Source organism: Mycobacterium sp. UNC410CL29Cvi84 (genome assembly GCF_000686745.1).
GTDB lineage: Bacteria > Actinomycetota > Actinomycetes > Mycobacteriales > Mycobacteriaceae > Mycobacterium > Mycobacterium mucogenicum_B.
Genome location: NZ_JMLM01000001.1, coordinates 339785 through 364381, shown reverse-complemented (window position 1 = coordinate 364381; position 24597 = coordinate 339785). Strand labels below are relative to the sequence as shown.

The 24597-nt window shown below is 67.4% G+C and carries 25 protein-coding genes; 12 read left to right on the top strand and 13 right to left on the bottom strand.

The window, feature by feature from the left end:
• Positions 1–25 precede the first annotated feature (25 nt).
• Positions 26–694: a PadR family transcriptional regulator gene (locus tag BR47_RS0101855; RefSeq protein WP_020103763.1), complete on the top strand. Its 669-nt coding sequence runs from the start codon at positions 26–28 to the stop codon at positions 692–694.
• Here the strand turns inward: BR47_RS0101855 and BR47_RS0101850 are convergent.
• The gene (locus BR47_RS0101850; RefSeq protein ID WP_029118412.1) at positions 691–2241 is read right to left on the bottom strand and encodes a PTS transporter subunit EIIC; all 1551 of its coding nucleotides are present in this window, start codon (positions 2239–2241) and stop codon (positions 691–693) included. The genes BR47_RS0101855 and BR47_RS0101850 overlap by 4 nt on opposite strands.
• Before the next feature lie 137 nt (positions 2242–2378).
• Between BR47_RS0101850 and BR47_RS0101845 the strand changes: the two genes are divergently transcribed.
• Positions 2379–2861 carry a PTS sugar transporter subunit IIA gene (locus tag BR47_RS0101845; protein ID WP_020103761.1) on the top strand — a complete coding sequence of 161 codons (483 nt, stop codon included), beginning with the start codon at positions 2379–2381 and terminating at the stop codon, positions 2859–2861.
• A gap of 3 nt (positions 2862–2864) precedes the next feature.
• On the top strand, positions 2865–3251 hold the full coding sequence (locus BR47_RS0101840) for a DUF2237 family protein (RefSeq protein WP_029118411.1): 387 nt from the start codon (positions 2865–2867) through the stop codon (positions 3249–3251).
• A 3-nt stretch (positions 3252–3254) separates the two neighbouring features.
• Here BR47_RS0101840 and BR47_RS0101835 read toward each other — a convergent pair whose 3' ends face one another.
• Positions 3255–4961 carry a 3-ketosteroid-delta-1-dehydrogenase gene (locus BR47_RS0101835; RefSeq protein ID WP_029118410.1) on the bottom strand — a complete coding sequence of 569 codons (1707 nt, stop codon included), beginning with the start codon at positions 4959–4961 and terminating at the stop codon, positions 3255–3257.
• Positions 4962–5104: 143 nt separating this feature from the next.
• Here BR47_RS0101835 and BR47_RS0101830 point away from each other — a divergent pair, with 143 nt between their 5' ends.
• Genes BR47_RS0101830 through BR47_RS0101820 form a run of 3 tightly spaced genes read left to right on the top strand, consistent with a single transcriptional unit; the run spans position 5105 to position 7321 of the window.
• Positions 5105–6238: a 3-ketosteroid-9-alpha-monooxygenase, oxygenase component gene (locus BR47_RS0101830; protein WP_036426528.1), complete on the top strand. Its 1134-nt coding sequence runs from the start codon at positions 5105–5107 to the stop codon at positions 6236–6238.
• Positions 6238–6516, top strand: a complete 279-nt coding sequence (locus BR47_RS0101825; RefSeq protein WP_020103757.1) for a hypothetical protein — start codon at positions 6238–6240, stop codon at positions 6514–6516. Before BR47_RS0101830 ends, BR47_RS0101825 begins: the two co-directional genes overlap by 1 nt.
• A 4-nt stretch (positions 6517–6520) precedes the next feature.
• A complete protein-coding gene (locus tag BR47_RS0101820; RefSeq protein WP_029118408.1) occupies positions 6521–7321 on the top strand; it encodes an SDR family NAD(P)-dependent oxidoreductase in 801 nt (266 codons plus the stop codon).
• Positions 7322–7372: 51 nt separating this feature from the next.
• Here BR47_RS0101820 and BR47_RS0101815 read toward each other — a convergent pair whose 3' ends face one another.
• Positions 7373–8155, bottom strand: a complete 783-nt coding sequence (locus tag BR47_RS0101815; protein WP_029118407.1) for an SDR family NAD(P)-dependent oxidoreductase — start codon at positions 8153–8155, stop codon at positions 7373–7375.
• Between the two features lie 84 nt (positions 8156–8239).
• Positions 8240–9184 carry an SMP-30/gluconolactonase/LRE family protein gene (locus BR47_RS0101810; protein WP_051634550.1) on the bottom strand — a complete coding sequence of 315 codons (945 nt, stop codon included), beginning with the start codon at positions 9182–9184 and terminating at the stop codon, positions 8240–8242.
• A gap of 101 nt (positions 9185–9285) precedes the next feature.
• Here BR47_RS0101810 and BR47_RS0101805 point away from each other — a divergent pair, with 101 nt between their 5' ends.
• The gene (locus BR47_RS0101805) at positions 9286–9900 is read left to right on the top strand and encodes a TetR/AcrR family transcriptional regulator (protein WP_029118405.1); all 615 of its coding nucleotides are present in this window, start codon (positions 9286–9288) and stop codon (positions 9898–9900) included.
• A 6-nt stretch (positions 9901–9906) separates the two neighbouring features.
• Here the strand turns inward: BR47_RS0101805 and BR47_RS0101800 are convergent, their stop codons facing one another.
• Positions 9907–10419, bottom strand: coding sequence for an anthrone oxygenase family protein (locus tag BR47_RS0101800; protein WP_036426601.1), 513 nt, complete (start codon positions 10417–10419; stop codon positions 9907–9909).
• Between the two features lie 96 nt (positions 10420–10515).
• Here BR47_RS0101800 and BR47_RS0101795 point away from each other — a divergent pair, with 96 nt between their 5' ends.
• Positions 10516–11442: an AraC family transcriptional regulator gene (locus BR47_RS0101795; protein WP_029118403.1), complete on the top strand. Its 927-nt coding sequence runs from the start codon at positions 10516–10518 to the stop codon at positions 11440–11442.
• Positions 11443–11454: 12 nt separating this feature from the next.
• On the opposite strand, the gene BR47_RS0101790 is transcribed toward BR47_RS0101795, so the two are convergent.
• The 6 genes from BR47_RS0101790 to BR47_RS0101765 form a co-directional block, all read right to left on the bottom strand.
• Entirely contained in the window at positions 11455–12309 is an 855-nt protein-coding gene (locus BR47_RS0101790) for an SDR family oxidoreductase (RefSeq protein ID WP_029118402.1), read from the bottom strand.
• A gap of 33 nt (positions 12310–12342) precedes the next feature.
• Positions 12343–13251 carry a LipP1 family hormone-sensitive lipase gene (lipP1, locus tag BR47_RS0101785; protein WP_029118401.1) on the bottom strand — a complete coding sequence of 303 codons (909 nt, stop codon included), beginning with the start codon at positions 13249–13251 and terminating at the stop codon, positions 12343–12345.
• Positions 13252–13282: 31 nt separating this feature from the next.
• The gene (locus tag BR47_RS0101780) at positions 13283–14083 is read right to left on the bottom strand and encodes an IclR family transcriptional regulator (RefSeq protein ID WP_029118400.1); all 801 of its coding nucleotides are present in this window, start codon (positions 14081–14083) and stop codon (positions 13283–13285) included.
• Between the two features lie 254 nt (positions 14084–14337).
• Positions 14338–15801 carry an FAD-dependent oxidoreductase gene (locus BR47_RS0101775; protein ID WP_036426600.1) on the bottom strand — a complete coding sequence of 488 codons (1464 nt, stop codon included), beginning with the start codon at positions 15799–15801 and terminating at the stop codon, positions 14338–14340.
• Positions 15798–16706, bottom strand: coding sequence for a biphenyl-2,3-diol 1,2-dioxygenase (gene bphC / locus BR47_RS0101770; RefSeq protein WP_029118398.1), 909 nt, complete (start codon positions 16704–16706; stop codon positions 15798–15800). The genes BR47_RS0101775 and bphC overlap by 4 nt, the downstream gene beginning before the upstream one ends.
• 1 nt (position 16707) lies before the next feature.
• Positions 16708–17889 carry an acyl-CoA dehydrogenase family protein gene (locus BR47_RS0101765; protein WP_029118397.1) on the bottom strand — a complete coding sequence of 394 codons (1182 nt, stop codon included), beginning with the start codon at positions 17887–17889 and terminating at the stop codon, positions 16708–16710.
• A 282-nt stretch (positions 17890–18171) separates the two neighbouring features.
• On the opposite strand from BR47_RS0101765, the gene BR47_RS0101760 reads away from it, so the two are divergent.
• The 3 genes from BR47_RS0101760 (at position 18172) to BR47_RS0101750 (ending at position 20979) form a co-directional block, all read left to right on the top strand.
• Positions 18172–18453 (top strand): hypothetical protein, encoded by a 282-nt coding sequence (locus BR47_RS0101760; protein ID WP_141772143.1) that lies wholly within the window; start codon positions 18172–18174, stop codon positions 18451–18453.
• A 118-nt stretch (positions 18454–18571) separates the two neighbouring features.
• The gene (locus BR47_RS0101755) at positions 18572–20179 is read left to right on the top strand and encodes a flavin-containing monooxygenase (protein ID WP_020103743.1); all 1608 of its coding nucleotides are present in this window, start codon (positions 18572–18574) and stop codon (positions 20177–20179) included.
• On the top strand, positions 20179–20979 hold the full coding sequence (locus tag BR47_RS0101750) for a mycofactocin-coupled SDR family oxidoreductase (RefSeq protein ID WP_020103742.1): 801 nt from the start codon (positions 20179–20181) through the stop codon (positions 20977–20979). Before BR47_RS0101755 ends, BR47_RS0101750 begins: the two co-directional genes overlap by 1 nt.
• An 80-nt stretch (positions 20980–21059) precedes the next feature.
• On the opposite strand, the gene BR47_RS0101745 is transcribed toward BR47_RS0101750, so the two are convergent.
• Entirely contained in the window at positions 21060–22217 is a 1158-nt protein-coding gene (locus BR47_RS0101745) for a serine hydrolase domain-containing protein (RefSeq protein WP_020103741.1), read from the bottom strand.
• A 94-nt stretch (positions 22218–22311) separates the two neighbouring features.
• Here BR47_RS0101745 and BR47_RS0101740 point away from each other — a divergent pair, with 94 nt between their 5' ends.
• Complete coding sequence (locus BR47_RS0101740) at positions 22312–22917, top strand: TetR/AcrR family transcriptional regulator (protein ID WP_036421529.1); 606 nt, start codon at positions 22312–22314, stop codon at positions 22915–22917.
• 96 nt (positions 22918–23013) lie between these two features.
• Here BR47_RS0101740 and BR47_RS0101735 read toward each other — a convergent pair whose 3' ends face one another.
• Positions 23014–24408, bottom strand: a complete 1395-nt coding sequence (locus BR47_RS0101735; RefSeq protein WP_029118396.1) for a WS/DGAT/MGAT family O-acyltransferase — start codon at positions 24406–24408, stop codon at positions 23014–23016.
• Positions 24409–24597 lie beyond the last annotated feature (189 nt).

Genomic DNA, 24597 nt, shown 5'->3' with positions numbered 1-24597 from the left:
GGCAATAGATTGTTAGGCTAAGCAGATGGCAAGCAAGCCGCAGAGCAAACCGTCGCTGGCGGCGACGAGTTGGACGCTGCTGGGCATGTTGTCGTACGAAGAGGAACTCAGCGGCTACGACATCAAGAAGTGGATCGACTGGAGCGTCGGTTTCTACTACTGGAGCCCGTCGTACAGCCAGATCTACACCGAGCTGAAAAAGCTTGAGGGACTTGGCTATCTCGAGTCCCGCGTGGAGCAGGACGAGGGCCTGCGCACGCGCCGTCTGTACAAGATCACCGAGTCCGGCATGGCTGCCGTGACCGACTGGACCAACAACGCTCCCGTCGACCCGCCGGTGCTCAAACACAGTGTGCTGCTGCGGGTTACGTTCGGCCACCTGAGCAACCCGACGCGGCTGCGGGAGCTGCTCGAGCAGCACGTCGCCTACTGCGAGGCCATGGAGCGGCAGGCCGCCGAGGACTCCGATGGGGCCAAGGCCCAGCCGGTGTGGGCGTATTCGGTGATCGCGTTGCGCTGGGCGGCCAAGTACTACGCCGCCGAGCGGGAACTGGCGCTCGAACTGATGAAGGACATCGACGACGCCGACGCGGTGCTACAGACCGCGGCGAAAGGCGTTGCGGGCATGCCGCGTTCGATGCCGGGCCTGTGGCGTGAGGTCGAGCGCGAGGTTCAGGGCCGCCACGACGTCTAGAGGATGTCGGTGATGTCGTTCTTGAGGGCTTCGGAGTCGGTGCCGAACACCGCTTGGACGCTGTTGCCGACCTCGATGACGCCCGCGGCACCGAGACTCTTCAGCCGGTCCTGATCGACCTTGCTCTTGTCGGCGACCTCGATGCGCAGGCGCGTGATGCACGCGTCGACGGCGACGAGGTTGTCCCGGCCGCCGAACGCCGCGATCACCTGCTCCGGCCTGCTCTCCGCCGCTGCGCCGCCGGCGGCCACCGCCGTCGTGGAGTCCGCGCCTTCGCCGAGATTCGCCTGCTCCTCGGCTTCGAATTCGGTCTCGGGCTCCCGCCCCGGGGTCCGCAGATTCCACTTGGTGATGGCGAACCGGAACAGCACGTAGTAGACGACGAAGAAGACGATGCCCATGCCGATGAGCAGCGGGATGTTCTTCGCGGCGGGTGCGGTGCCGTAGAGGAGGAGGTCGGCCAGCCCCGCGGAGAAGGAGAAGCCGAGGTGGATGTCGAGCAGGTACGCGACCGCCAACGACAGCCCGGTCAGCACGGCGTGGATGACGTACAGCGGGAACGCCACGAACATGAACGAGAATTCGAGCGGTTCGGTGACCCCGGTCAGCAGCGCCGTCAACGCGGCCGCCGACAGGATGCCGACGGCGACCTTCCGCTGCTTCTTGTTCGCCACGTGGATCATCGCCAGGGCGGCGGCCGGCAGACCGAACATGAGCACCGGATAGAACCCCGACGTGAGGATGCCCGCGGTCGGGTCGCCCGAGGCGAAGCGCGTGAGTTCACCGGTGACGACGTGGCCGTCGGGAGTCTGGTAGTCGCCGTAGAGGAACCACACGTAGGAATTCGGGATGTGATGCAGGCCCAATGGGATCAGCATGCGGTTGGCGAATCCGTACACGAAGGCGCCGAAGGCACCCGAACCGCCGATGAACTTGCCCAGGCCTGTCAGGCCCGCGTCGAAGAGCGGGTAGCAGTAGCTCATCGCGAACGCGAGGAACAGGCAGGTGACCGACACCACGATGGGGACGAACCGCCGGCCCCCGAAAAATCCTAGGTACGCGGGCAATTGGATGGTGTGGTAGCGGTCGAAGAGCCACGCGGTGAGCAGGCCGACCACGATTCCCGCGAACACGCTGTAGTTGATCTGGGCTTGGCTGCCCGCCTTGTCGACCTCGCCGGCGAGCACGACGGGTGACATGGTCTTGAACACCGACTGCACCACGAGGTAGCCGACGACGGCGGCCAGTGCTGTCGAGCCGTCCGCCTTCCGGGCGAAACCGATGGCCACACCGACGGCGAACAACAGTGGGAGATTGGTGAATATCGCGTCGCCGGCCGCGCTCATCGCGTGGACGAACGGCCCGATGACGGGCGCCTTGATCTTGCCCAGCAGGTCGTCCTGCCCCAGCCGGAGCAGGATTCCCGCCGCGGGCAGCACCGCGATCGGCAACATGAGGCTCTTGCCGAGCCGTTGCAGCTGAGCGAAGCCGGGGATGCGCAGTTCCGACTTTTCCTGTGCTCCTGCGATTTTCGCGGTGCCGTTCATGTGCGAGACCCTTCTGTGCCGCAAAAACGCCACTCGGCGCGCAAGCTTTGCGGAAGCTTAGACGAGAAGATGCGTCAGTGAGAGCGCGTTCGGCGGCGCTCGTATTGTTGGAGCGCACGAACAGAGGAGATACGCCAGTGAGTCAGACGTCGGTTCTCGCCCCGGTCGCTGGGCGTGCGGTTCGGCTCGAGGACGTCCCGGACCCCGTGTTCTCGGCGGGCATGGTCGGCTACGGCGCCGCGATCGACCCGCCGCGCGGCGTGATCGAGGCGGTCGCCCCGGTCAGCGGCAGGCTCCTGAAGCTAATGCCGCACGCTTACGTCGTCCTGACCGCGGACGGCGTCGGTGTTCTCGTGCACCTCGGTCTGGACACCGTCACGCTGAACGGCGACGGTTTCACGGCTCATGTCAGTCAGGGTGACGACGTCACGGCGGGTCAGGTCGTCATCGGTTACGACGTGCCCGCGGTCGAGGCCAAGGGGCTCAATCCCATTGTCGCCGTGGTGGTCATGGACGAACGCGTGCCGGAGAACGTGACGTTGTCGGCCGCGGTGACCTCGGGTGCGGACATCGAGTGCGGGGCAAGCCTTTTCACTGCGAACAAGCTAAGGCAGGATTGACCGGTGGCAGATCGCAATGTGCTCGGTGCTCCGCTGGAACCGTGTGGCACCGAACCGCTGACCGGCTTCTACCGTGACGGCTGCTGCTCGACCGGGCCCGAGGACGCCGGCCGGCACACCATCTGCGCCGTCGTGACCGGCGAGTTCCTGGCGCACCAGCGCTCGATCGGCAACGACTTGTCCACGCCGATGCCGGAATACCGCTTCCCGGGCCTGTCGCCGGGCGACCGCTGGTGCGTGACCGCGGTGAACTGGCTGCGGGCGCACAACGACGGCTACGCGGCACCGGTGGTGCTCGCCTCCACGCACGAGCGGACCCTCGAGGTCGTGCCGCTCGAGGTGCTGCAGGCGTACGCCGTCGACGTGCCCGACGATCTCGGCGGTCTCTGAGCTCTACAACTTTCCGGCGGCATCCCGGCCGGCGATGTAGCCGTACACCAGGCCCTGCGCGATGGTCGCGCCCGCGCCCGGGTACACCGCGCCGAAGGCGTTGGCCGCGGTGTTTCCCAGCGCGTACAGCCCTTCGATGACGCCGCCGTCCTCGCGGCGCACCCGGCCACGCTCGTCGGCCACGACGCCGCCGCAGGTGCCGAGGTCGCTCAGCGTCATCTTCACCGCGTAGAACGGGCCCTTGACCAGCGGGCGCAGGTTCGGGTTCGGCGTCACCGTCGGATCGCCGTAGTAGCGGTCGTAGGCACTGAGGCCGCGGGCGAAATCAGGATCGATGCCGGCGGCCGCGCTCTCGTTGAACCGCGTCATGGTCTGCTCGAAATCGGCGACCGGGACACCCATCTGCGCCGCCAGATCGGCGAAGTTGGTGGCCTTGGCGGCGATGCCGGCCCGGTACCAGGACTTGGGCAGCGGCATCCGCGGGAACGAGCCGGCGGCGAAGACGTAGCTGTTGCGGTACTTCTGGTCGAACACGATCCACATCGACTCGACGGGGGTGCCGGCCCGCTCGAGTTCGAGCACGCGCTGGCCGAACGACATGTAGTCGGTCGACTCGTTGGCGAAGCGCTTGCCGTCCTGATCGACGATGAGCGAGCCGGGCAGCGAGCGCTCGGCCAGCAGCACGGCGGGCGGGCGGCCGTTGGCGGACGCGACCGCGGGGAACCACCAGGCCTGGTCCAACAACGCCGTGGCGGCGCCCAGATCGGTGGCGGCCCGGATGGCCTCACCGGTGTTGGAATCGGCGCCGAGGCTCTCGTGGTCGCCGAGCGAATCGGACTGGTACTTGTGGCGCATCGCCATGTCGTGGTCGAAGCCACCGGCGGCCAGCACCACACCGCGCGTGGCGGTGACGGCGACCTCACGGCCGCCGTGCGACAGCACCGCACCGGTGACCCGTTGACCGTCGCCGGTCAGCCGGACCAGCGACGTGTCGGTCCAGATCGGGATGCCGGCCTGCAGCACACCGGCGAACAGCCCGGCCGCCAGGGCCTGGCCGCCGGCGATGTACTCGCGCCCGAGCAGCTTGCCGCCGACGCCCTGCGCGAGCCGTTTTGCGATGAGCGGCAAGCCTTTTCGCGGCACCCGCGCCATCAGGTTCATCCACTTGTAGTCCGCGCCGGTGGTCGGCATCGGGACCTTGACCTCCATGACGCCGCCGCGCAGCCGGTCCCGGTAGGTGCCCAGTACACGGGCGTTGAGCGGGCGGCATTCGCAGGTGCGCCCGGTGGCGCGGCCGCCCGGTCGCTCAGGGTGGTAGTCGGAGTACTCGCGGGCCCAGAACAGTCGCATCGGGGTGGTCCGGGCCAGCATGTCGACGGTGGCGTTGACGTGCTGGAGGAAGCCGGCCGAGCGGGCCGCCGGCGCGGTCCCGTCGACGACGGCGTCGAGGTACGTCGCGGCGCGATCGGCGGTGTCGGCGGTGCCCTTGTCGGTCAGCAGTTCCGTGGCCGGCAGCCAGAGGGCACCACCGGAGCGGGCGGTGGATCCGCCGATGTCGGAGGCCTTCTCGACCACGAGGACGTTCAGCCCGGATTCATGACCGCTGAGCGCGGCGGCCAGGCCGGTGCCGGAACCGATCACCAGCAGATCGACGGTGGTGTCGGTGATGTCGAGGCCGGCCGGAATCGTGGCCGCGGCAGATGTCGTCACGGCCGCCAAGCGTATTGCGAGAGACGGATTTCCGGCCTCGGGCGTCCCTGCCAGCGGGAGAACACGTGCATCGCCCGCCCCGTTGCTGTTAGACCTGAAACATCAAACTGCAGCCCAGTTTTCAATGTGAGGATGGTCATCAGATGTCGCTGGAGGATGTCGATGTTCGCCAGATCGAAGCCGGTGAAGCGCCAACCCGGTTCGCCCGTGGCTGGCACTGCCTTGGCCTGACCAAGGACCTCGGTGACGGCAAACCGCACTCGATCGCAGCCTTCGGGCAGAAGCTCGTCGTGTTCCGCGGTGCGGACGGCCGGCTCAACGTGCTGGACAGCTACTGTCGGCACATGGGCGGTGACCTGAGCCAGGGCACCGTCAAGGGCAACGAGATCGCCTGCCCGTTCCACGACTGGCGCTGGGGTGGCGACGGCAAGTGCAAGCTCGTGCCGTACGCCAAGCGCACGCCGCGCCTCGCGCGTACCGCGAAGTGGGAGACCCTCGAGCAGGACGGCATGCTGTTCATCTGGAACGACCCCGAGGGCAGCGCGCCGCCGGCGGAGAACTACATCCCGCGCATCGAGCAGGCGGGCAGCGACGAGTGGACCGATTGGCATTGGTACACAACGGTTGTCAACGTCAACTGCCGCGAGATCATCGACAACGTCGTCGACATGGCGCACTTCTTCTACATCCACGGCGCGGTGCCGTCGCACTTCAAGAACATCTTCGAAGGCCAGGTCGCGACGCAGTACATGAACGGCGGCGGCCGCGAGGACATGCAGGGCACCGAAGGTGCGAAGATGCTCGGCTCGACATCGGTGGCGTCGTACTACGGGCCGTCCTTCATGATCGACGACCTGACGTACCACTACCCGGACGCCGATCACAACACCATCCTGATCAACTGCCATTACCCGATCGACGCGAATTCGTTTGTGCTGCAGTACGGAATCATCGTGAAGAAGATGACGGGCCTGCCCGAGGAGGCTGCCGTGGCGACGGCGCACGCGCTCGGTGACTGGGTGAAACAGGGCTTCGAGCAGGACGTGCAGATCTGGAAGAACAAGGCCCGCATCGACAACCCGCTCCTGGTCGAGGAGGACGGCCCCGTCTACCAGCTGCGCCGGTGGTACGAGCAGTTCTACGTCGACGTCGCGGATGTGGTGCCGGAGATGACCGACCGCTTCGAATACGAACTGGACACCACCGTCCCGCGTGAGGCGTGGACCAAGGAGATGGAAGCCAACATCGCTGCAGCACGGGCCGCGGAGTCGGTCTGATGACCGCGCGGCCCGACATCCGGCTGGCCGACATGCCGATGGTGCCGGTGGCCTGCCGTGCCTGTGGCGCAGAGGTGTTGGCGCGCAAGGGCAGCTGGCAGCAGACCAGCGTGCAGTGGACGCGCGAGTCGGCCGCGCGGTGCGAGGAGCGCAAGCGGGCCGAGTGCCTGCCGGGGCGGATCTTCCTGGCGTGCGGCCAGCTGAAGGAGTCCATCGCGGATGCGGTGGCGGCCGGTGTCGTGCACGTCGTTCAGGACGAACTGGGCGTGGCACCATAGCCGCATGAGCTCAGACAAGCGGGTCGCGGTCGTCACCGGAGCCAGCCGGGGCGCCGGCAAGGGCATTGCGGCGGCGTTGGTGGCCGACGGCTGGACGGTCTACCTGACGGGTCGGACCGTCACCGATCCCGGCGACGGCGGCATCGCCGTTCCGGTGGATCACCGCGATGACGACGCCGTGGCCGCGTTGTTCGCCCGGGTGGCCGACGAGGCCGGACGGCTCGATCTGCTGGTCAACAACGCCGCCGTGGTGCATGACAACCTCGTCGATCCGAAGCCGTTCTGGGAGAAGCCGATCGGCCTCGGTGACGTGCTCGACGTCGGCCTGCGGTCGGCCTATGTGGCGTCGTGGCACGCCGCACCGCTACTGGTGGCACAGGGCCGCGGCCTGATCGCGTTCACGTCGTCGCCGGGTGCGGTGTGTTACATGCACGGCCCCGCCTACGGTGCGCAGAAGGCCGGTGTGGACAAGATGGCCGCCGACATGGCCGTCGACTTCCACGGCACGGGGGTGTCGACGTTGTCGATCTGGATGGGCATCCTGCTCACCGACAAGTTCAAGCAGGCGTTCGACGCCGAGACGCTGGCCAAGGCCGCGGGCAACTTCGAGACGCCGGAGTTCATCGGGCATGTGATCAACGCGCTGTACCGGGACCCGGACCTGGACGGCATCAGCGGGCAGACCGTGATCGCCGCGGAAGAAGCCCAGCGCTACGGCATCACCGATGTCGACGGCCGCACGCCGCCGTCGCACCGGGCGATGCTTGGTGATCCGCGGGTGCCCAGCGACGTGGTCGTCCGCTGAGCGGACAGATCGGATTCCGTCCGCTGAGCACCCGCGGAAGTTCGTGGCGCCTCAGCAGTGCGCGCCGCCGTCGATGCGGATCTCGGTGCCGGTGAGGAACGCGCCGTCATCGGAAGCCGCCATGGCGACCACCGCGGCGACCGCGCTGGGATCACCCAGGTTCGCGTCATTGCCGGTGTTGAGCATCGGGACCTGCTTGGTCCACAGCCCGTAGTCGGTGCCTTCGGGCATCTTGGCGAACGTGCCGTTGGCCAGCGGGGTCGAGACACCGCCGGGCTGGATGTTCACGGCGCGCAGCCCCTTCTTGGCGTACTCGAGCGCCAGCGAATGGGTGAAGCTCAGGATGCCGCCCTTGCTGGCCGAGTAGGCCGACATGTACGGGTGGGCGTAGCTCGCCGAGGTCGAGGTGAAGTTGATGACCACGCCGCGGCCCGATTCCAGCAGGGCCGGCAGGGCCTGGCGGGTCATCAGGAAGGTGCCGGTGAGGTTGACCGCGATGATGCGGTTCCAGTCGGCCAGGGTGGTTTCGTGGGTGTGCGAGCAGGTTTCGATCGCGGCCACGTTGACCAGCACGTCCAGGCCACCCATGTCGGCGATCGCGGCATCGACGCCCTTGATGACGTCCGCTTCGGACGAGATGTCGAGGACCGTGGTCGTCAGACGCGCTGCGGTGCCGGCTTTTTCGGCGGCTTCCCGGGTGCGGGCCAGCCCTTCGGCGGAGATGTCGCACGCGACGATGGTGCCGCCCTCGTCGAGCAGGCGGGCCACGGTGGCCTGGCCGATGCCCGACCCGGCGCCGGTCACGATGACCCGGCGGTCGCTGAATCTATCCATGCTGCAAGTCCTTTCGTTGCCGAAGGATTCTTGCGGCACCCGTGCCCGGCGGGACGGCCGGTGCCCGGTCACCGGGATGCCTTCTCAACCTGCGGTCGGCGTGAGTTTGTGGACGGTGCCGAAGAGGTCGGTGCTGTACAGCGCGAGGGGGTCCCAGCCGGTGCCCGCGCCGAAGCGCACCGAGGTGCTGCCGAACATCCCCGAGGCCAGAATGCATGCGGCGTGGTGGTCGGGGTCGATGCGGACGATGTCGCCGCCGTCCATCGCCAGGTAGATGAGGCCGTCCGGGCCGACCGTGAGGTCGTCGGGGAACCCGAACAGCCCGAACAGGCCCAGGTTGACGGTGCGGATGTGGGTGGGATCGTTGACGTCCACGATGGCCAGGGTGCTGACGGGGTGCAGGTCCATCGACGCGATGACGGCGTTGTGCGCGGCGTCGTATGTCAGGCCATTGGCCATGGTCACCGACGGTGCGAGGTGGGTTTCACGGGTGCCGTCGGCGCTGATCCTGGTCAGTCCGGTGGTCCAGCCGATGTTGCGGGAGACGACGAATGAGCCGTCGGGTAACCGGACCATGCCGTTGGGCATCGTGAGCTTGGTCGCGATCGTCGTCAGGGCGCCGGTGCCGAGGTCCACACGGGCGATGCTGCCGTCCTTGCTGCCGAAGACGCCGGAGAGAAAGTTGTTGCCGGTGGTGAAGTACGCCGCCCCGTCGGCGACGGTGATGCTGCCCGGCGCAGCAACATTCGGTACGAGCGTGCTGCCCTTGCCGTCGGGCGTGAGGCGGTACAGCTGGCCCGAAGTGCCGACGGTGCGCGAGACGAGCATGGTGCCGGCACCGTCGAATGCGAGGTTCTCCAGCGAGCCCAGTCCGCTCGCGACGGTGGTGGCCCGCCACGGGCAGCGGGTGATCGCCACGGCGGACGCGGGTGCCGGCGGTGTGCCGATGACGGCCAGCAGCGCCAGCGCCGCGGTCGATACCAGGCGGGCGACGGCGGCGCGTCTGCGGCGTCGTACCTCACGAATCATCGTCTTCCTCCGCACCCAGTCACCCGGCGTCCCGCGCCCGATCCATGTGTGAGTACGTCGTCGTACTCGCACGTCAGGGGACAGTACGATAACGTACTGGGATGCGCAACACGGAGGTCGAGAGCAGCGAACCGGCCGGTGAGTCGCCCGACGTGGCCCGTCAGCGGTTCGTCGACGCCCTCGCGGCGTTGATTGCCGAACGCGGCTACGCCGCGACGTCCGTCGTCGATATCGTGCGGGTCGCGCAGGCCTCGAAGACCACCTTCTACCTGCACTTCGCGAACAAGCAGGAGTGCTACCTCGCGCTGCTGGCCTCGGTGACCGACGATCTGGTCGCCGACATCCGGGCGGCCGTCGACTCAGATGCGCACTGGCACAATCAGATTCGCCAGATGTTCACTGCCTACATCGCGCATCTCACAGCACGGCCGGCGATTTCACTGAGCTGGATTCGCGACCTGCCCGCGTTGGGGGCCGCCGCCCGTCCGATCCAGCGGCGAAACTTCGCCGAACTCGCCGCTCTGCTGGGCGAACTCGCCACCAACCCCGGGTTTCAGCGGGCCGGGCTGCCGCCCGTCACCAAGCCCAAAGCCGTGATGCTGCTCGCCGGCGTGCGCGAACTCGCCGCGCAGACCGCCGAAGACGACCTGGACATCGAGACCGTCATCGGCCCGGCCACCGACATCGCGATCAGCATCCTGGCCGCGGGGCAGTAGCCCGGGTCAACCGCGGACCGGCACGGCGAGCGCCCAGGCCAGGACGCCGGTGGCCGCGGTGTTCGCCAGTGCGCGAATCATGTTCCAGCGCACCCACGACGTCTCGAACTGCTGGCGCAGTGACGCGAGATCGGCGGGACTGCTCGAAGCGGCCGCGGTGGCGAGCTTGTCGTTGAGCGGCACGTTGACCACCGATGTGACGGCGAGGCTGGCGAGGTTGAGGGCCAGGCCGATGCCGATCCAGATCAGTACGGGCCGGGCGCCGGGCTTGAGGTAGAACGCCCCGGCCAGCGCGGTGAAGCCGACCGATCCGAGGAAGGTCAGCAGGAACGGCGGGTTGACGATGACGACGTTGATCTTGTTCATGACGTCGATGAAGGTGCGGTCGTCGAAGGCACCGAGTGCGGGCATCACCGACACGGCATACGCGTAGTACAGGCCGGCGAGCAGCCCGGAGGACAACAGGGCGACGATGAGCGCCGTCGTGCCGAGCGGCTGGGGGAGCTTGGTGAAGGTCATGAGCTGACGGTATTGGCCGGCGGTTGGACGTTCCATCGTCAAGAGGCTCACTTCCATACGTGAGCGTCTACATCGGCGGTCGTCTACCGTGGATGCGTGGACGCCCTGGCCGGGTTATTGGAGGGGCCACGTGCCCGTGGCGCATTTCTGATGCGGTCGTTGCTCGACCCGCCGTGGTCGCTGCGCGTGCAGGACCAGGCTCCGCTCACCATCGTGGTGGTCGCCCGTGGGTCGGCGACCGTTCTGCCGGATGGCGCCGCCGGCCACCGACTCGAGGCGGGCGACATCGCGATCTTCCGCGGACCCGACTGCTACACCGTCGCCGATGACGCGGCCACCGCACCCGAAGTCGTCGTGCACCCGGGGCAGGTCACCACGACCATCGACGGGGAACCACTGTGTGAGGCACTGAGTCTGGGAATCCGCAGCTGGGGCACCCGCCCCGATGCGCAGACCTTGTTGATCACCGGCACCTACGAAGAAGTTGGGGCGGTCTGCCGGCGGCTGCTGACCGCGTTGCCGCCGCTTGTGGTGGTCCGGCGGGGCGAGCTCAACACCATGCTGGTCGATCTGCTGCTCGACGAGATGTCGCGTGATGAGCCGGCCCAAGGTGCGGTGCTCGACCGAATGCTCGATCTGCTCACCATTGCCGCGTTGCGCAGCTGGTTCTCCCGGGCAGAGGCGCCGGCCTGGTACCGCGCGTATCGAGATCCTCAGGTGGGCACGGCACTTCGGCTCATCGAGAACAACCCGGCACATCCCTGGACCGTGGGGTCGCTGGCCGCCGAGGTCGGGCTGTCCCGGGCGGCACTGGCGCGGCGCTTCACCCAACTCGTCGGCGAGCCACCGATGGCACTGCTGACCGAGATTCGCCTGGCGCTGGCCGTCGACCTGCTGCGCGGGTCGGATGCCACCATCGAAGCCGTCGCCGGCCGCGTGGGCTATGGCACCGCCTTCGCGCTGAGCACCGCGATCAAGCGCCGTTACGGCATGAGCCCCAAGGCAATCCGCGCCCAGGGGTAGCCCGGCGGGCGGTCAGCGGGTCTTGGCGAAGCGGCGGTGCCGCCACACGTACCGCGGAATGCCGCGCAGGGGAACACCCTTGGGCCAGCCGTCGGGCCGGAAGTAGGCATCGGTGCCGCCGTCGACGAAAATGACGCTGCCGCAGAGGAAGTCGGCGGAGTCCGACAGCATGAAGGTGATCCAGTTGGCGAGGTGCACGGGATCGCCGAAGTTGCCGGTCGGGATCGGGAAGGCACGAACGGCCTTGCCCTCACGCGGCGAATCGAGCTGCGCCTGCAGCAGTGGGGTCATGATGGCGCCGGGCGCCAGGACGTTCAGCCGGATGCCGCGGCCCGCCCAGTCGGCCGTCACCGCGGTCTGCCGGACCCAGCGGGCCACAGCGATCTTGGACGCGGCGTACATGAGCGCGGAGGCGCCGCCGCCGAAGAACCGCACGGCGCGGGCCGCGCGGTCGGCGTCGCCGGCCAGCAGCGCGCGGATGGCGCGGCGGGGGACCGCGGGCACCGTTGTGCTGGAGTTGCTGCCCAGTGCAACGACTTTCGCGTTGCCCGCGGCCGCCAGGGCCGGCTGCCAGGCCGTCAGCAGGTCGACGGTGCCGAGGTAGTTGATCTGGGCGATCAGGCGCGCGCGATCGGCGCCGGCCCCGGGTCCGATCCCGGCTGCGAGCACGGCACCGTCGAGCGTGCCTTCGGACAGTTCCAGCACCCGGGTGGCGGCGGTACGTCGGCCGTCGGCGGTCGACAGGTCCGCGATGACGTCGGCGTCCTTGAGGTCGACACCGATCACCGTATGGCCCTGAGCGCGTAGCTGTTTGGCCGCCTGGTATCCCATGCCGGATGCCGAACCGGTCACAGCGTAGGTGCCGATGATGATCTCCTCGATTGGTGGGGGAATCGCCGTCTAGTCGGCGAGCAACTTGGTCAGTGCGTCGGCGACGTCGCGACGGGCACGATGCGCGATGTCGAGCACCGGCATGGTCAGGAAACCGTGGATGGCTCCGTAGTACAGCTCGGTCACCGGTACGTCGGCCGCGCGCAGTGCCTCGGCGTAGGCGAGGGCCTCGTCGCGCATCGGGTCATAGCCGGTGACCACGAGCACGGCCGGGGCGACGCCTTCGACGGACGCGGACAGTGGTGCCGCATAGGGGTTTTCGCGGTCGGTGGTGTTGGGCACGTACTGGTCCCAGTACCACTGCATGGCGGCGGTGGTGTTGTAGTAGCCGGTGCGGAACTCGTGGTACGAGCCGTAGGTGAAGTCGGCGGTCAGCACCGGGTAGAGCAGGACCTGCGCGGCCAGCGGCGCGCCGCCGCGGTCGCGGGTCATCAGCGCGGTGACCGCGGAGAGATTGCCGCCGGCGCTGTCGCCGCCGACCACGAGCTTCGCCGGGTCGCCGCCGAGTTCGGCGGCATGGGCGGCGGCCCACTGGGTCACGGCGTAGACGTCTTCGGCGGCGGCCGGCCACTGATGTTCGGGCGCCAGCCGGTAGTCCACCGAAACCACCACGGCGGGAATCGAATTCGCGAAACTGCGGCACAGCCCGTCGTGCGAGTCCAGGTCGCAGAAGACGAAGCCGCCGCCGTGCGCGAACACGAAGATCGGCAGCGGACCGTCAGTCGCGGGGCGGTAGATGCGAACTCCGATGCCGTCGACCTCTGTGTTGGTGACGGAGGCGACCGCCTCGGGTTCGGCAGGTGCCACGAACCGCGCGCGAATGGCGGCGCGCGCCTGCGCCCCGGTCATGTTCGGCAGGTCGGGGAAGCCGCTGTTGAGTGCCTCGAGGAGGCCGGCGATCTGGGGGTCCAGGCTCATGCGCGATCCGCTAGCGCTACTCGCTGGCGGCTCATGCGTACTGCAGCGCCGGGCCCATGCGCAGCGGCCGCATCGGCTGCAGCGTCGGCGCGACTCGGGAATCCTCGGCGTTGCGCCAGACGCCCATGGCGGTCATGCGCACGGGCGCGGTCAGCTGTTCGAAGGCCATGCGGTTCATTGGACCACACACCGAGACGGCGGCGACGGCCTCACCCTGGCGACCGATCGGCGCTGCGACACAACCGAATCCGGGCACCGACTCTTCGCGTTCGAAGGCGACGCCGTGGGCGCGCACCTTGGCCAGTTCGGTGGCGAGCTGGGCGCGGTTGGCAATCGAGTACTTGGTCTTGCGGCTCATGAGGTCGACCTCGGCGTCCTGGTTGTAGGCCAGGATCGCCTTGCCGACGGCGGTACAGTGCGCCGGCTGGCGGCCACCCACCCGCGACGGCAGCACGGTCATCATGCCGTTGCCGACCTTCTCCAGGTAGACGACGTCACCGCCGTCGAGCACGGCGAGATGCACGACGAGGCCGGTGGCGCGGTGCAGTTCGTGCAGCAGCGGGCCGGCGGCCCGGTGCATGCGGTCCTGGTGCACGGCGAGCGAGCCGAGCTCCACCAGACGCATCCCCAGTTCGTAGTCGCGGCCGTTGCGGCGCAGCCAGCGCAGCTGCACGAGGCGCTCCAGCATCCGGTGGGCAGAGGAACGGGGCAGACCCGTGCGGCGCACGATCTGCGCCAGGGTCAGGCGGCCGGGGCCGTCGAACGCGTCGAGGACCAGCGAGACCCGGTCGATGACCGCGCTGGGGGTGGTGGATTCGACTGCTGCTGTCATGTCGGCCTCCAAGCTCCGTTGCTCCGTGGGATATTCCTATTAGGAATATGACTGTTTGTATCACACGGCGGTGGGGCTTGTCACACATTTCGCTGGAGCGCGGCAGAATATATGCACGACGAGGCGCCCCGAGCCGGGTTGGCAAGGGACGCCTCGTCTATCAATTTTGCAGCTCATGGCCCAGATTTGGGACACGACCACAGTGGTTACCGCGGCGGCGACACGCACGGTGACGACACGCGGAACCTGAGGTTTCAGCTCTGCGCGGCGGACCTCCCGGCGCGGCGACCATAGAAGCTGCCGTCGCCCAGGGACACCCCGCTGGCATAACCCCAGGCAGACAGGCCTGCCGCGCTCCGGCCGGCCGCGAACAGACCCGGAATCGGCTCGCCGCTGACGTGCACGACGCGGCCGTCCAACGTGGTCAGCAGGCCGCCGAGGGTGAACCCACCGGTGCTGTTACGCAGGTCGATCGCGCCGACGGGGGACCCGATCGGACGCAGCCACTGCGGCTTCTTGTGCAGCAGCGGGTCCGCGCCGTTCGCGGCGTGCTCGTTGTAATAGGCGACGGTGTGCTGCAGGACCCCCGCGGGCAGACCGATCTCGGCTTCGAGCTCGGCGACCGTCTCGCATACCCAGGTGGCCGGGCGGCGCAGGAACGGCGTCGCCGAGGTCGCGGCCATGGCCTCTTCCATCGCATCGCCGTCGATGATCAGGTAGGCGGTGTTGTCCTGGTAATACAGCGTCTGCTGGCCGATGCGTCCCGCATAGGTGTCCTCGGCGATGTAGCGCTGGCCGAAGCCGTTGACCAGGATGCCGCGGACCAGCTGCTGCGGGTCGCAGAAGAACGCCACCTCGGTGGCATCCATGTGCGCCAGATCGGCGCCGAGCGCCTGGGCCATCCGGATCGCCCGGCCGTCGTGCTGCTCGATACTCGCCGCCGGACGGCCCGCGATGCGGGGTGCGTACTGGGCGACCATCGCGTCGCTGTAGGCGAAGCTGCCCGAGGCCAGCACCACGCCGCGGCGCGCCTTGATCGCCACGGTGTCGCTGTAGCGGCGTGCCACGATGCCGACCACCCGGCCGTCGGCCTCGGTGATCAACGACTGCACCTCGGTGTCGTACACCGACCGGACGCCCTGCGCGGTGGCCGTTTCCACCAGCGGCTTCATCAACATGTAGCCGCCACTGCGCTCACCGGCGACCTTGTCGGTCATCTGCGGCACGTGGCCGCGCGGGGCGGGGGCGGCAATCGTGTTGTACGGGAAGGCATTTTCGCCACCCGTGAACATCAGGCCCTCGTCGCTCGGTGGCTCCCAGCCCGGCTCACCCCAGAACACCGGCTTGAACGGCACGCCGCAGCTCACGAGCCAGTCGTAGTGGGCGACGCTGCCCGCGCAGTAGTCGTCGATCCGTTCGGCGTCCGCGCCGGGACCCATGGCCACCTTCAGGAAGGCGGCCATGTTCTCCACGGAATCGTCGAAACCGCAGGCCTTTTGGAGATCGGTGCCACCGCCGAGGTAGATGAATCCACCGGCCATGGCGGCGGCGCCGCCCCAGCCGCCGGTGCGTTCGACGACCAGGACGTCGGCGCCCGCCGCCGAGGCCTCTACGGCTGCGGCCGCACCGGCGATGCCGTAGCCGACGACCACGACGTCGGCCTCGTCATCCCACGAGGTGATGGCCGATGCCGGGACCGGTTTCAGGTCGGCACTCATGGCAGCATCGCCCGCGGCGGAACGCCCATCCACTCATGGCCCCAGTAGCTGTCGGCAGTGATTTCCTCTGCGGTGTAATGCCGTTCGTCGACCTTCATGCCCTCGGTGCCGAACTCGATGTCCCAGTCGCCGGGCGAACGCACGTAGAACGACACCATCTTGTCGTTGGTGTGCCGGCCCAGCGTGGATGACAGCTGGAAGCCGTCGCGGTTCACGCGGTCGAGCGCCTGCCCGACGGCGTCGAGCGTGTCGACCTCGACCATGAGGTGGATCAGCTTCGGGTCACGCAGCGTCGCGGCCGGGCAGATCGCCAGGCTGTGGTGCCGCTCGTTGATGCCCAGGAACTGCACGCGCAGGGGGCCGAACTCCGGGGGAGCGGGCACCCGGAAGGCGCCGCGGGGCAGGAAGCCCAGCACCTCGGTGTAGAACGTGAACAGTCCCTTGGCATCCTGTGCCGGCAGCACCACGTGGCCGAGGCCGAGGCCCTCGGTGACGAAGCGGGCGCCGAACGGTGTGACGACGGGGCTGTGATCCAGCACCGCACCGTGGAACACCTCGACGTCGTTGCCGGCCGGGTCGACGAAGGAGATGACCTCGTCGACGCGACGGGCGTCGGCCTCGTCCAGCGACAGTTGCTTCCACGGCACCCCGGCGCCGTCGAGGGTGGCCTGCACCCGGCGCAGGGCGGCGCCGTCACGGACCTCCCAGCCCACGGTGACGATGCGGTCGGCATCGCCCGGCACCACGATGATGCGGGCGGTGCGCTCGTCCATCCGCAGGTACAGCGCATCGGGATCGGGACCGCTGCCCTTCGCGAAACCCAGTACGTCGAAGGCGAATTGGCGCCAGCGTTCGATGTCGGCGGTCTGGACCTTCACATAGCCCAGGCTCTTCAGGTCACTCACGTCAGATCATGCCTCGCAGCGGGCCCTGCGGATCCACGCCCAGGCTGCTCAGCGCCGATGCGTGGTAGGTGGTACCGGGCACGTGGATGGCGTGGGCCTGACCGACATGCGCGTCGCGCCAGTAGCGCTGCAGAGGCTTGTCCATGCGGGTGGCGTTGCCGCCGCAACGGGCGAAGATCTCGTCGACGGCGGACACCGCGCGCCACACCGACCGGATCTGGGTGCGCCGGCCGGCGGCGCGGTCCTCGAACGACACCTCCTTGCCGGCGGCGACCATGTCGTAGATCCGGTCGACGTTGGCCAGCAGTTCCTGGCGGGCGGCGTTGATGTCGGCGGCGGCCTCACCGATGGCGTACATGACGTACGGGTCGTCCTTGATGGCCACACCACTGGAGTTGACGCGCTCACGCTGGTAATCGAGCGCGGCGGCCAGGGCGCCCTCGGCGATGCCGATGACGGCCGACGAAATGCCGAGCGGGAACATCGTCGACCACGGCATCAGGTACAGCGGGGAGGTCATGCCGGCCTCGATCTGGGCCCGGCCGTCCATCACCTTGGTGGCGTCCATGGTGCGGTAGGTGGGGACGAAGGCGTCCTTGACGATGACGTCCTTGGAACCGGTACCGCGCAGGCCCACGACGTTCCAGGAGTCCTGGACGATTTCGTAGTCGCTGCGGGGCAGGATCATGTGCAGCATCTGCGGCGGCATGAGGGGCTTGCCCTCGGCGTCACCGAGCATGGCGCCCAGGAAGATCCACTCACAGTGGTCGGTGCCCGAGCTGAACTGCCAGCGGCCGTTGAAGATGTAGCCACCATCGACGGGCCGGGCCACGCCCTGCGGGGCGTACGGCGACGCGACCCAGGTGTCGGTGTCCGATCCCCAGATTTCGGCGGCGACCTTCGGGTCGGCGTAGGCGAGCTGGTACGGGTGCACACCGACGACGCCGTTGATCCAGCCGGCGGCCGGGTCCAGGGCGGCGGTCGCCATCACGGTCTCGGCGAACTCGCGCGGATGCACCTCCAGGCCGTCATATTCCTTGGGCTGCAGCAGCTTGATGTTGCCGGCGGCCTTCATCAGCTTCACGGTCTCGTCGGGCAGCTGGCCCAACTTCTCTGCCTCCCAGGCTTGTTCGCGAAGCTGGTCGGCGATGTCACCGAGTTTGTCGATAACCCGCTGGGTCATGGTCGTTTTCCTAACTCCTGTGATGGGCTAATTAATGGTTTACCGCACCCGCGGCGCACCGGGAGGCTGTTCCCGGTCAGCGGGCGAAAATCCTTCAGCGACGTGGATCTGGTTGGCGCATCGCATTCCTGGCTCACAGCACGACGGGACCTAAGGCTCTCGTCGCCGGACCGATGGGCTCTACCTCCCCGGCCCGAGACGGCGGATCATCGAGCCCGAAGGTTGACGACCGGACAGAGGCGAGGCAGCGCGATGTACGGATGGACGTGCCGTTGGAAGCAGGTGATCGGACCGACCGTGTCCGTTGCCGCCGTACTGGCGATCGCCGGCGCCGTGGTTGTGCCCGTGACCCAGATTTCAGGCGCGCCGGGTGGGTTCGAGTCGATGGTCGCCGAGCCGCCCGGCTGTTGGGGACCCCACGGTGTGGATCCGGACTGTCTCGGACCTGGCCCGTACGGGCACGGCGAGTGGGGACCGGGCTCTGGAACGGTCGCATCGGGCGCCACGCCCGTTCCGGGAGATCCGAGTCCCGGCCCGGCGGAGTCCGACCCGACTGTGCCGTGAACGTCGGCGCCATCGCGCCTTGGGTGTCCGGTCCGATGGTCGGGACGCGATCCGGCGGGTCGTCCGTTCACCGGGACGCCTCGTACTGGGACATTCCGAGGGCGGCTAACTTCGCACTATGAGCAGCGCTGGACAGGTTGACGTCGTAGTAGTCGGTGCCGGGTTCGCCGGTCTTTACGCACTGCACAAGCTGCGGTCGGAAGGCCATTCGGTCGTCGTGTTCGAGGCGGCCTCAGATGTGGGTGGCACGTGGTTCTACAACCGGTACCCCGGCGCCCGGTGCGACGTCGAGAGCATCGACTACTGCTACTCGTTCGACAAGGACCTGCAGCAGGAGTGGACCTGGACCGAGAAGTACGCCACCCAGGCCGAAATCCTCACGTACATCAACCATGTCGCCGACCGGTTCGACTTGCGCCGCGACATCCGGCTGAACACCCGCGTGGTGTCGGCGACGCTCGACGAGGAGACGCTGCGCTGGACCGTCACCACCGACACCGGTGAGACGGTGGACGCGCAGTTCTGCGTCATGGCCACCGGCGCGCTGTCCGATCCGCTGCTGCCGAACATCCCCGGCGTCGAGACCTTCGCCGGCGAGACCTACCACACCGCGAACTGGCCGCACGAGGGCGTCGACTTCACCGGCAAGCGCGTCGGCCTCATCGGCACCGGTTCGTCGGGCATCCAGACCACGCCGATTGTGGCCGCGCAGGCCGCCGAACTCGTTGTCTTCCAACGCACTCCGAACTTCTCCGTGCCGGCCGGCAACGAGCCGCTGACGGCCGAGCGGGAAGCCGAGGTCAAGGCCAGCTACGACCAGCGCCGCGAGCTGTCGTGGCGCAGCGGCGGCGGCTCACCGCACCTGGCGCACCCCAAGCTCACCATGGAGCTGTCGGACGAAGAGCGCCGTGCGGAGTTCGAAAAGCGTTGGCAGCTGGGCGGCGTGCTGTTCAGCAAGACCTTCCTGGACCAGATGGTCGACCCGGTGGCCAACGCCGAGGCCAAGAAGTTCTACGACGAGAAGGTGCGCGCGGTCATCGACGATCCCGAGGTCGCCGACCTGCTGATCCCGAACGACCACCCGATCGGCGCCAAGCGGATCTGCACCGATACCAACTACTTCCAGACGTTCAACCAGCCACACGTGAAGCTGGTCAGCGTGAAGAAGACGCCGATCGAGCAGATCGACGCCACCGGCATCACCACCACTGAGGCCCGGTTCGACCTGGACGCCATCATCTTCGCCACCGGATTCGACGCGCTCACCGGCGCTCTGGGACGCATCGACATCACCGGCCGCGGTGGTGAGAAGCTCAAGCAGAACTGGGTGGACGGACCGCGTAGCTACCTGGGCCTGGGCGTCGACGGCTTCCCGAACATGTTCCTGGTGAACGGACCCGGCGCGCCGGCCGTGCTGGCCAACATGGTGCTGCACGCCGAGGCGCACGTGAACTGGATCGCCGACGCGATCGAGTACGTCGGCAAGAACGGGTATGCGGCCATCGAGGCGACCACGGACGCGGTCGACGCCTGGGGCGCCGAACTGGTGCGCCGCGCCGACCAGACGCTGTTCCCGAAGGCGAACTCCTGGTACATGGGCGCGAATGTGCCCGGTAAGCCACGGGTTTTCATGTTGTTCATCGGTGGCTTCGCCGCCTACAACGACATCTGCGCCGAGGTTGCGGCCGCCGGGTACAAGGGATTCGAACTGACCAAGGCCGGCTGATGTCAGGGCTGCTGAACAAGGTCGCCCTCGTCACCGGTGCCGCCCGCGGCACCGGCCGGACCCACTGTGAGCGGTTCGCCGACGAGGGCGCCGACATCATCGCTCTCGACGTCGCCAGTGCGGCAGCCGATTTGGCCGATCTTGCCGATGCCGTGAAGCAGCGCGGTCAGCGTTGTTTCACCGCTGTGGCCGACGTGTCGTCGTTCGACGAGGTGCAAGCCGCGGTCGACGAAGGGGCCTGGGAGTTCGGCCGGCTGGACGTCGTGGTCGCCAACGCCGGCATCCATTCGGCGTCGGCGCCGTCGTGGGAGGTCACCACCGAGGACTGGCAACGCGTCATCGGCGTGAACCTCACCGGGGTGTGGCACACGGTGAAGGCCGCCGTTCCGCATTTCGGCCCGGCCGGCGGATCCGTGGTGATCATCAGCTCCACCAACGGACTTCGCGGCTCCGCGAACACCGCCGCGTACACCTCCACCAAGCATGCGGTGGTGGGTCTGGCCCGCACTCTGGCGAACGAGCTGGGGCCCAAGCGGATTCGGGTCAACACCGTGCACCCCGGCGCGGTCGGCACCCCGATGGTGCTGAACCCGGAGACCTTCAAGCGCATCCGGCCCGATCTGGAGAACCCGACCGCCGACGACGTCGCGGAAGTGCTTGCCGCACGCAACCTGTTGCCGGTGCCGTGGGTGGAGCCCGAGGACATCAGCAACGCGGTGGTGTTCCTGGCGTCCGACGAGGCCCGCTACATCACCGGCACTCAACTGGTCGTCGACGCGGGGCTGACGCAGAAGGCCTGACCCGCCTCGGACGTGCAGAAAACGAACTCTGCTGCGATGCAACGATGATCGGCCACTCCTGGTCCGGCGCGCGGTGCGGCTCAGCGGGCTGGTTCACCGACCAGCGTGCGGAGGAAGGCGACCGTCTCGAGTTCGCGGTTGGTGATTTCGTCGTCGCTGGTGCCGTACCTGCGGTTCGCCGACAGTTTCACGATCACCGTCTTCTTGCCTGGGTCGACGTAGATGAACTGGTTGTACACGCCGATGGCGCTGAACTCTCCCGAATCCACGGCGGGCAGCCACCATTGGTAGCCGTAACCCAGGTCGAGCGGATGGCTGCCGATGATCGGACGCCCCGGTAGAAGATGTTCGGCATCAGCCGCCAGCGACGCGTCCACCCATGACTGAGGAACCAATTGCTGACCCCGCCAGCGGCCGCCATTGCGATACAGCTCACCGAATTTCGCGTAGTCGCGCGCAGTCATGACGAGGCCGCCGAATGCAACCTCCATGCCGGTCGAGTCGACCAACCAGTACGCGGGTGAGCTGATGCCCAAGGGCTCGACGAGCTTCTCCTGCATATAGTCGGTGATGGAACGGCCCGTCGCACCGACGAGCAGCGCTCCGAGAGCCTGCGTATCGCCGGAGTTGTAGCGGCAGACGTGCCCCGGTTCGATGTCGCGGACCATGGTTGCGACGAACTCCTCGAGCGTTCCACCTTCGCCCATCGCGGCCGCCAACCGGAAGATGTCGGACCCCGCGTCGTTATAGTCCTCGTTCCACCGCGCACCCGAAGACATCTGGAGCACATCCTTGATCGAGACGCCGTCATACGCAGAGCCCGGGGCGACGCGAATGTAGTCGCTGATGGGCCGATCGATACCCGCAATGTGCCCGTCCTCGACCGCTATGCCGACAAGTGCCGAGATGACGCTCTTGGCCACAGACATCGAAATCCACGGAACGTTCGGACCGCCGGTCAGCCCGTACCACTCGTGGGAGATGGCGCCGTCGCGCAGAACCAAGAGTGCGGCGGTGTCCGTTTGGGCCAGGAAGTCCTCTGTCGACTTGCATTCTCCGTTGAGCGCGTACGACTTCGGCAATTCGAGGGGATCGCCGACGGGCCAGTCGTGTGGGGTCGAGGAGGGGGACATCTTGCTGGTGGGAAGCAGTTCGGGGATCCGGGAAAAGTTCTCGTGTTGTGGAATTCCGGTGAACAAGCCCAGTTCAACGAACGAGGACGGAGTGTGGTCGGCCATGTCAACCTCTCATTTTGCGGCGGTGCGCCTAATATAGGCGTACCAACTGGTTAGTACAACCAGTTGGTACGCCTATCTGAAAGTGGGGCCCGGAATGCAGGCGAGCGAAGGTCGAGTGGACGGACGTACGCTCCGTTACCAGCATCGGCGGCCTGAACTACTGGCCGCCGCCACCGAGTACGTGCTCGATAACGGAATCAGTGACCTGTCGCTGCGTGATATGGCACGCGCCCTGGGGATCACGCATGCCACGTTGCTGCGGCACTTCGTGTCAAAGGAAGACCTACTGCTACAGGTCATCGCAAAGATCAGGGCGGACTTCGTCGATCAGCTGTCCGGTGATGACCAGATGCATCCTGACCAGACGGCGTCGCGGCTGTTGCGCACGACGTGGAAACGGCTTTGCGACCCGGCTGAGCAGCGGCAGTTCGTTCTTCTCTTCGAGGTGGTGGGTCGGGCAACCCGAGAGGGTGGCCGCGTTGCTGACCTGGCGCAGGCGAGCATCCATGATTGGCTCAATATCATTGCGGCACAGCTGGTGCGGACCGGCTGTTCGCCCAAAGAGGCGGACACCCTTGCGACCCTGGTGCTGGCGCAGGTGCGTGGTCTTCAGGTCGATCTTCTGCTGACGGGTGACCGACGTCGCGTGGATCGCGCGATCGAGGCGCTGATCGAAATGATCGACCGGCGTTCGGAATAGGACTTCAGGACCGTCGGCGGATGAATTCGTCGACGTCGCCCGCTGACTCGGATGCCCACCCGCGAAGTGCCCAGCCTCGCTTATGACTGTGCGCGGTCATGGTTCGACGAGCCCGGCCGCGATCTCGAGTTCTACCAGTGCCGGCTCGATGGCGTCGGCCATGGCGTCGATGTCGTTCGCCATCTCGGGCGTCGTGACGAAGCCGAAATCGATGCGGTCGCGGTAGCTGAAGCAGGTGACGTTGAGTCCGACGTCCATCACCAGGGGACCCATCGGCATCATCTGTTCGAGGACGGCGCCGTCCATGTACAGCGGCACGGGCGGCCCGGGCACGTTGGACACGACGAGGTTCATCGGCTTGAGGGTGCCGCCGAGCTTGCTCGCCGTGTACGCCCGGGCGGCCAGGGCCACCAGGCCGGGTGGGGTGGTGTCGGTCAGCCCCATGATCTGGTGTGCGGTAAGGGCTTTCGCCATTTCCTTGGCGCTCTGGGAGCTGGCGTAGATGGCCTTGATGCGTTCGGCGGGGTCGACGATGTCGGATGCCAGCGACACCGACATCGCGCTCACCTGGTTGCCGACCTGATCGCTGGAACTCTCGGTGCGGGTCGACACCGGGACCTGCGCGATGAGCGACTTGTCGGGCAGCTCGCCCCGGTCCTCCAGATATGTGCGCATGGCACTCGAGACGAGCGCCAGCACGACGTCGTTCACCTTCACGCCGAATGCTTCCTTCACCGCTTTCACACGCTCCAGGGACACGCCGGAATTGCTGACCCGCCGGTGCGGTGAGATCGGGCCATTGAACCGGGTGGGCGGTGCGTCGAAGTAGCCGGGTGGCTTGTTGGCGACGCTGAGTGCCGCAATCTGCTGGCGCACGGTCTGTTCCAGGAAACGCACGACGCGGTAGGGCGTCTTGATGCCGATGTTGATCAGACCGCCCAGGGCCTGCAATTCGATGCCGGGCGCTTTGACGCCGACCAGTGATCCGCTCGGTTCGGCCGCCGGCGGTCGCGGGGTGGGCGTGAAATCGAGGAGAATCTCCCCGAGCCCGGCTCCCGAGACGCCGTCGATGATGGCGTGGTGCATCTTCATCAGCACGGCGACGCGGCCGCCCTCGACGCCCTCGATGAACCAGAGTTCCCACAGCGGCCGGGACCGGTCCAGCTTGTAGGACATCAGCCGTCCCACCAACTGGTCGAGTTCGCGGCGGCCGCCGGGTGCGGGGACCGCGATGTGGCGGACGTGGAAGTCGAGATCGAGTTCCTCGTCTTCGACGAACCACGGCCGGTCGAGGCCGAGCGGCGCGCCGGTCACCCGCCACCGCAGTTGCGGCATCTCCGGCAAACGCGCCGCGATGAGCGCCTTCACGGACTCGAAGCTGAAATCCGGTGCGTCGGTGGGGTCGTAGATCGACGACGCGGCGACATGCATATGCCAGCTGTTGGTCTCCGCGAACCAGAAGGTGGCGTCGGCACCGGACAAGCGATTCATGGGGCTGATCCTAGAATGCGCGCGGGTGCGCCTCGCTTGAAATCGGCGGATTGGTACGAACTTCGGAGTGTGACGGTTGTCTCCGCGCGCCGTAGCTCGGCAATCGTCTTGGCGCGCAACGTGACCCGATGGTCAGGCGTCGACGGTCGATGTTCCATTCCGGTCAATTGATAAGCCGGACAATATATT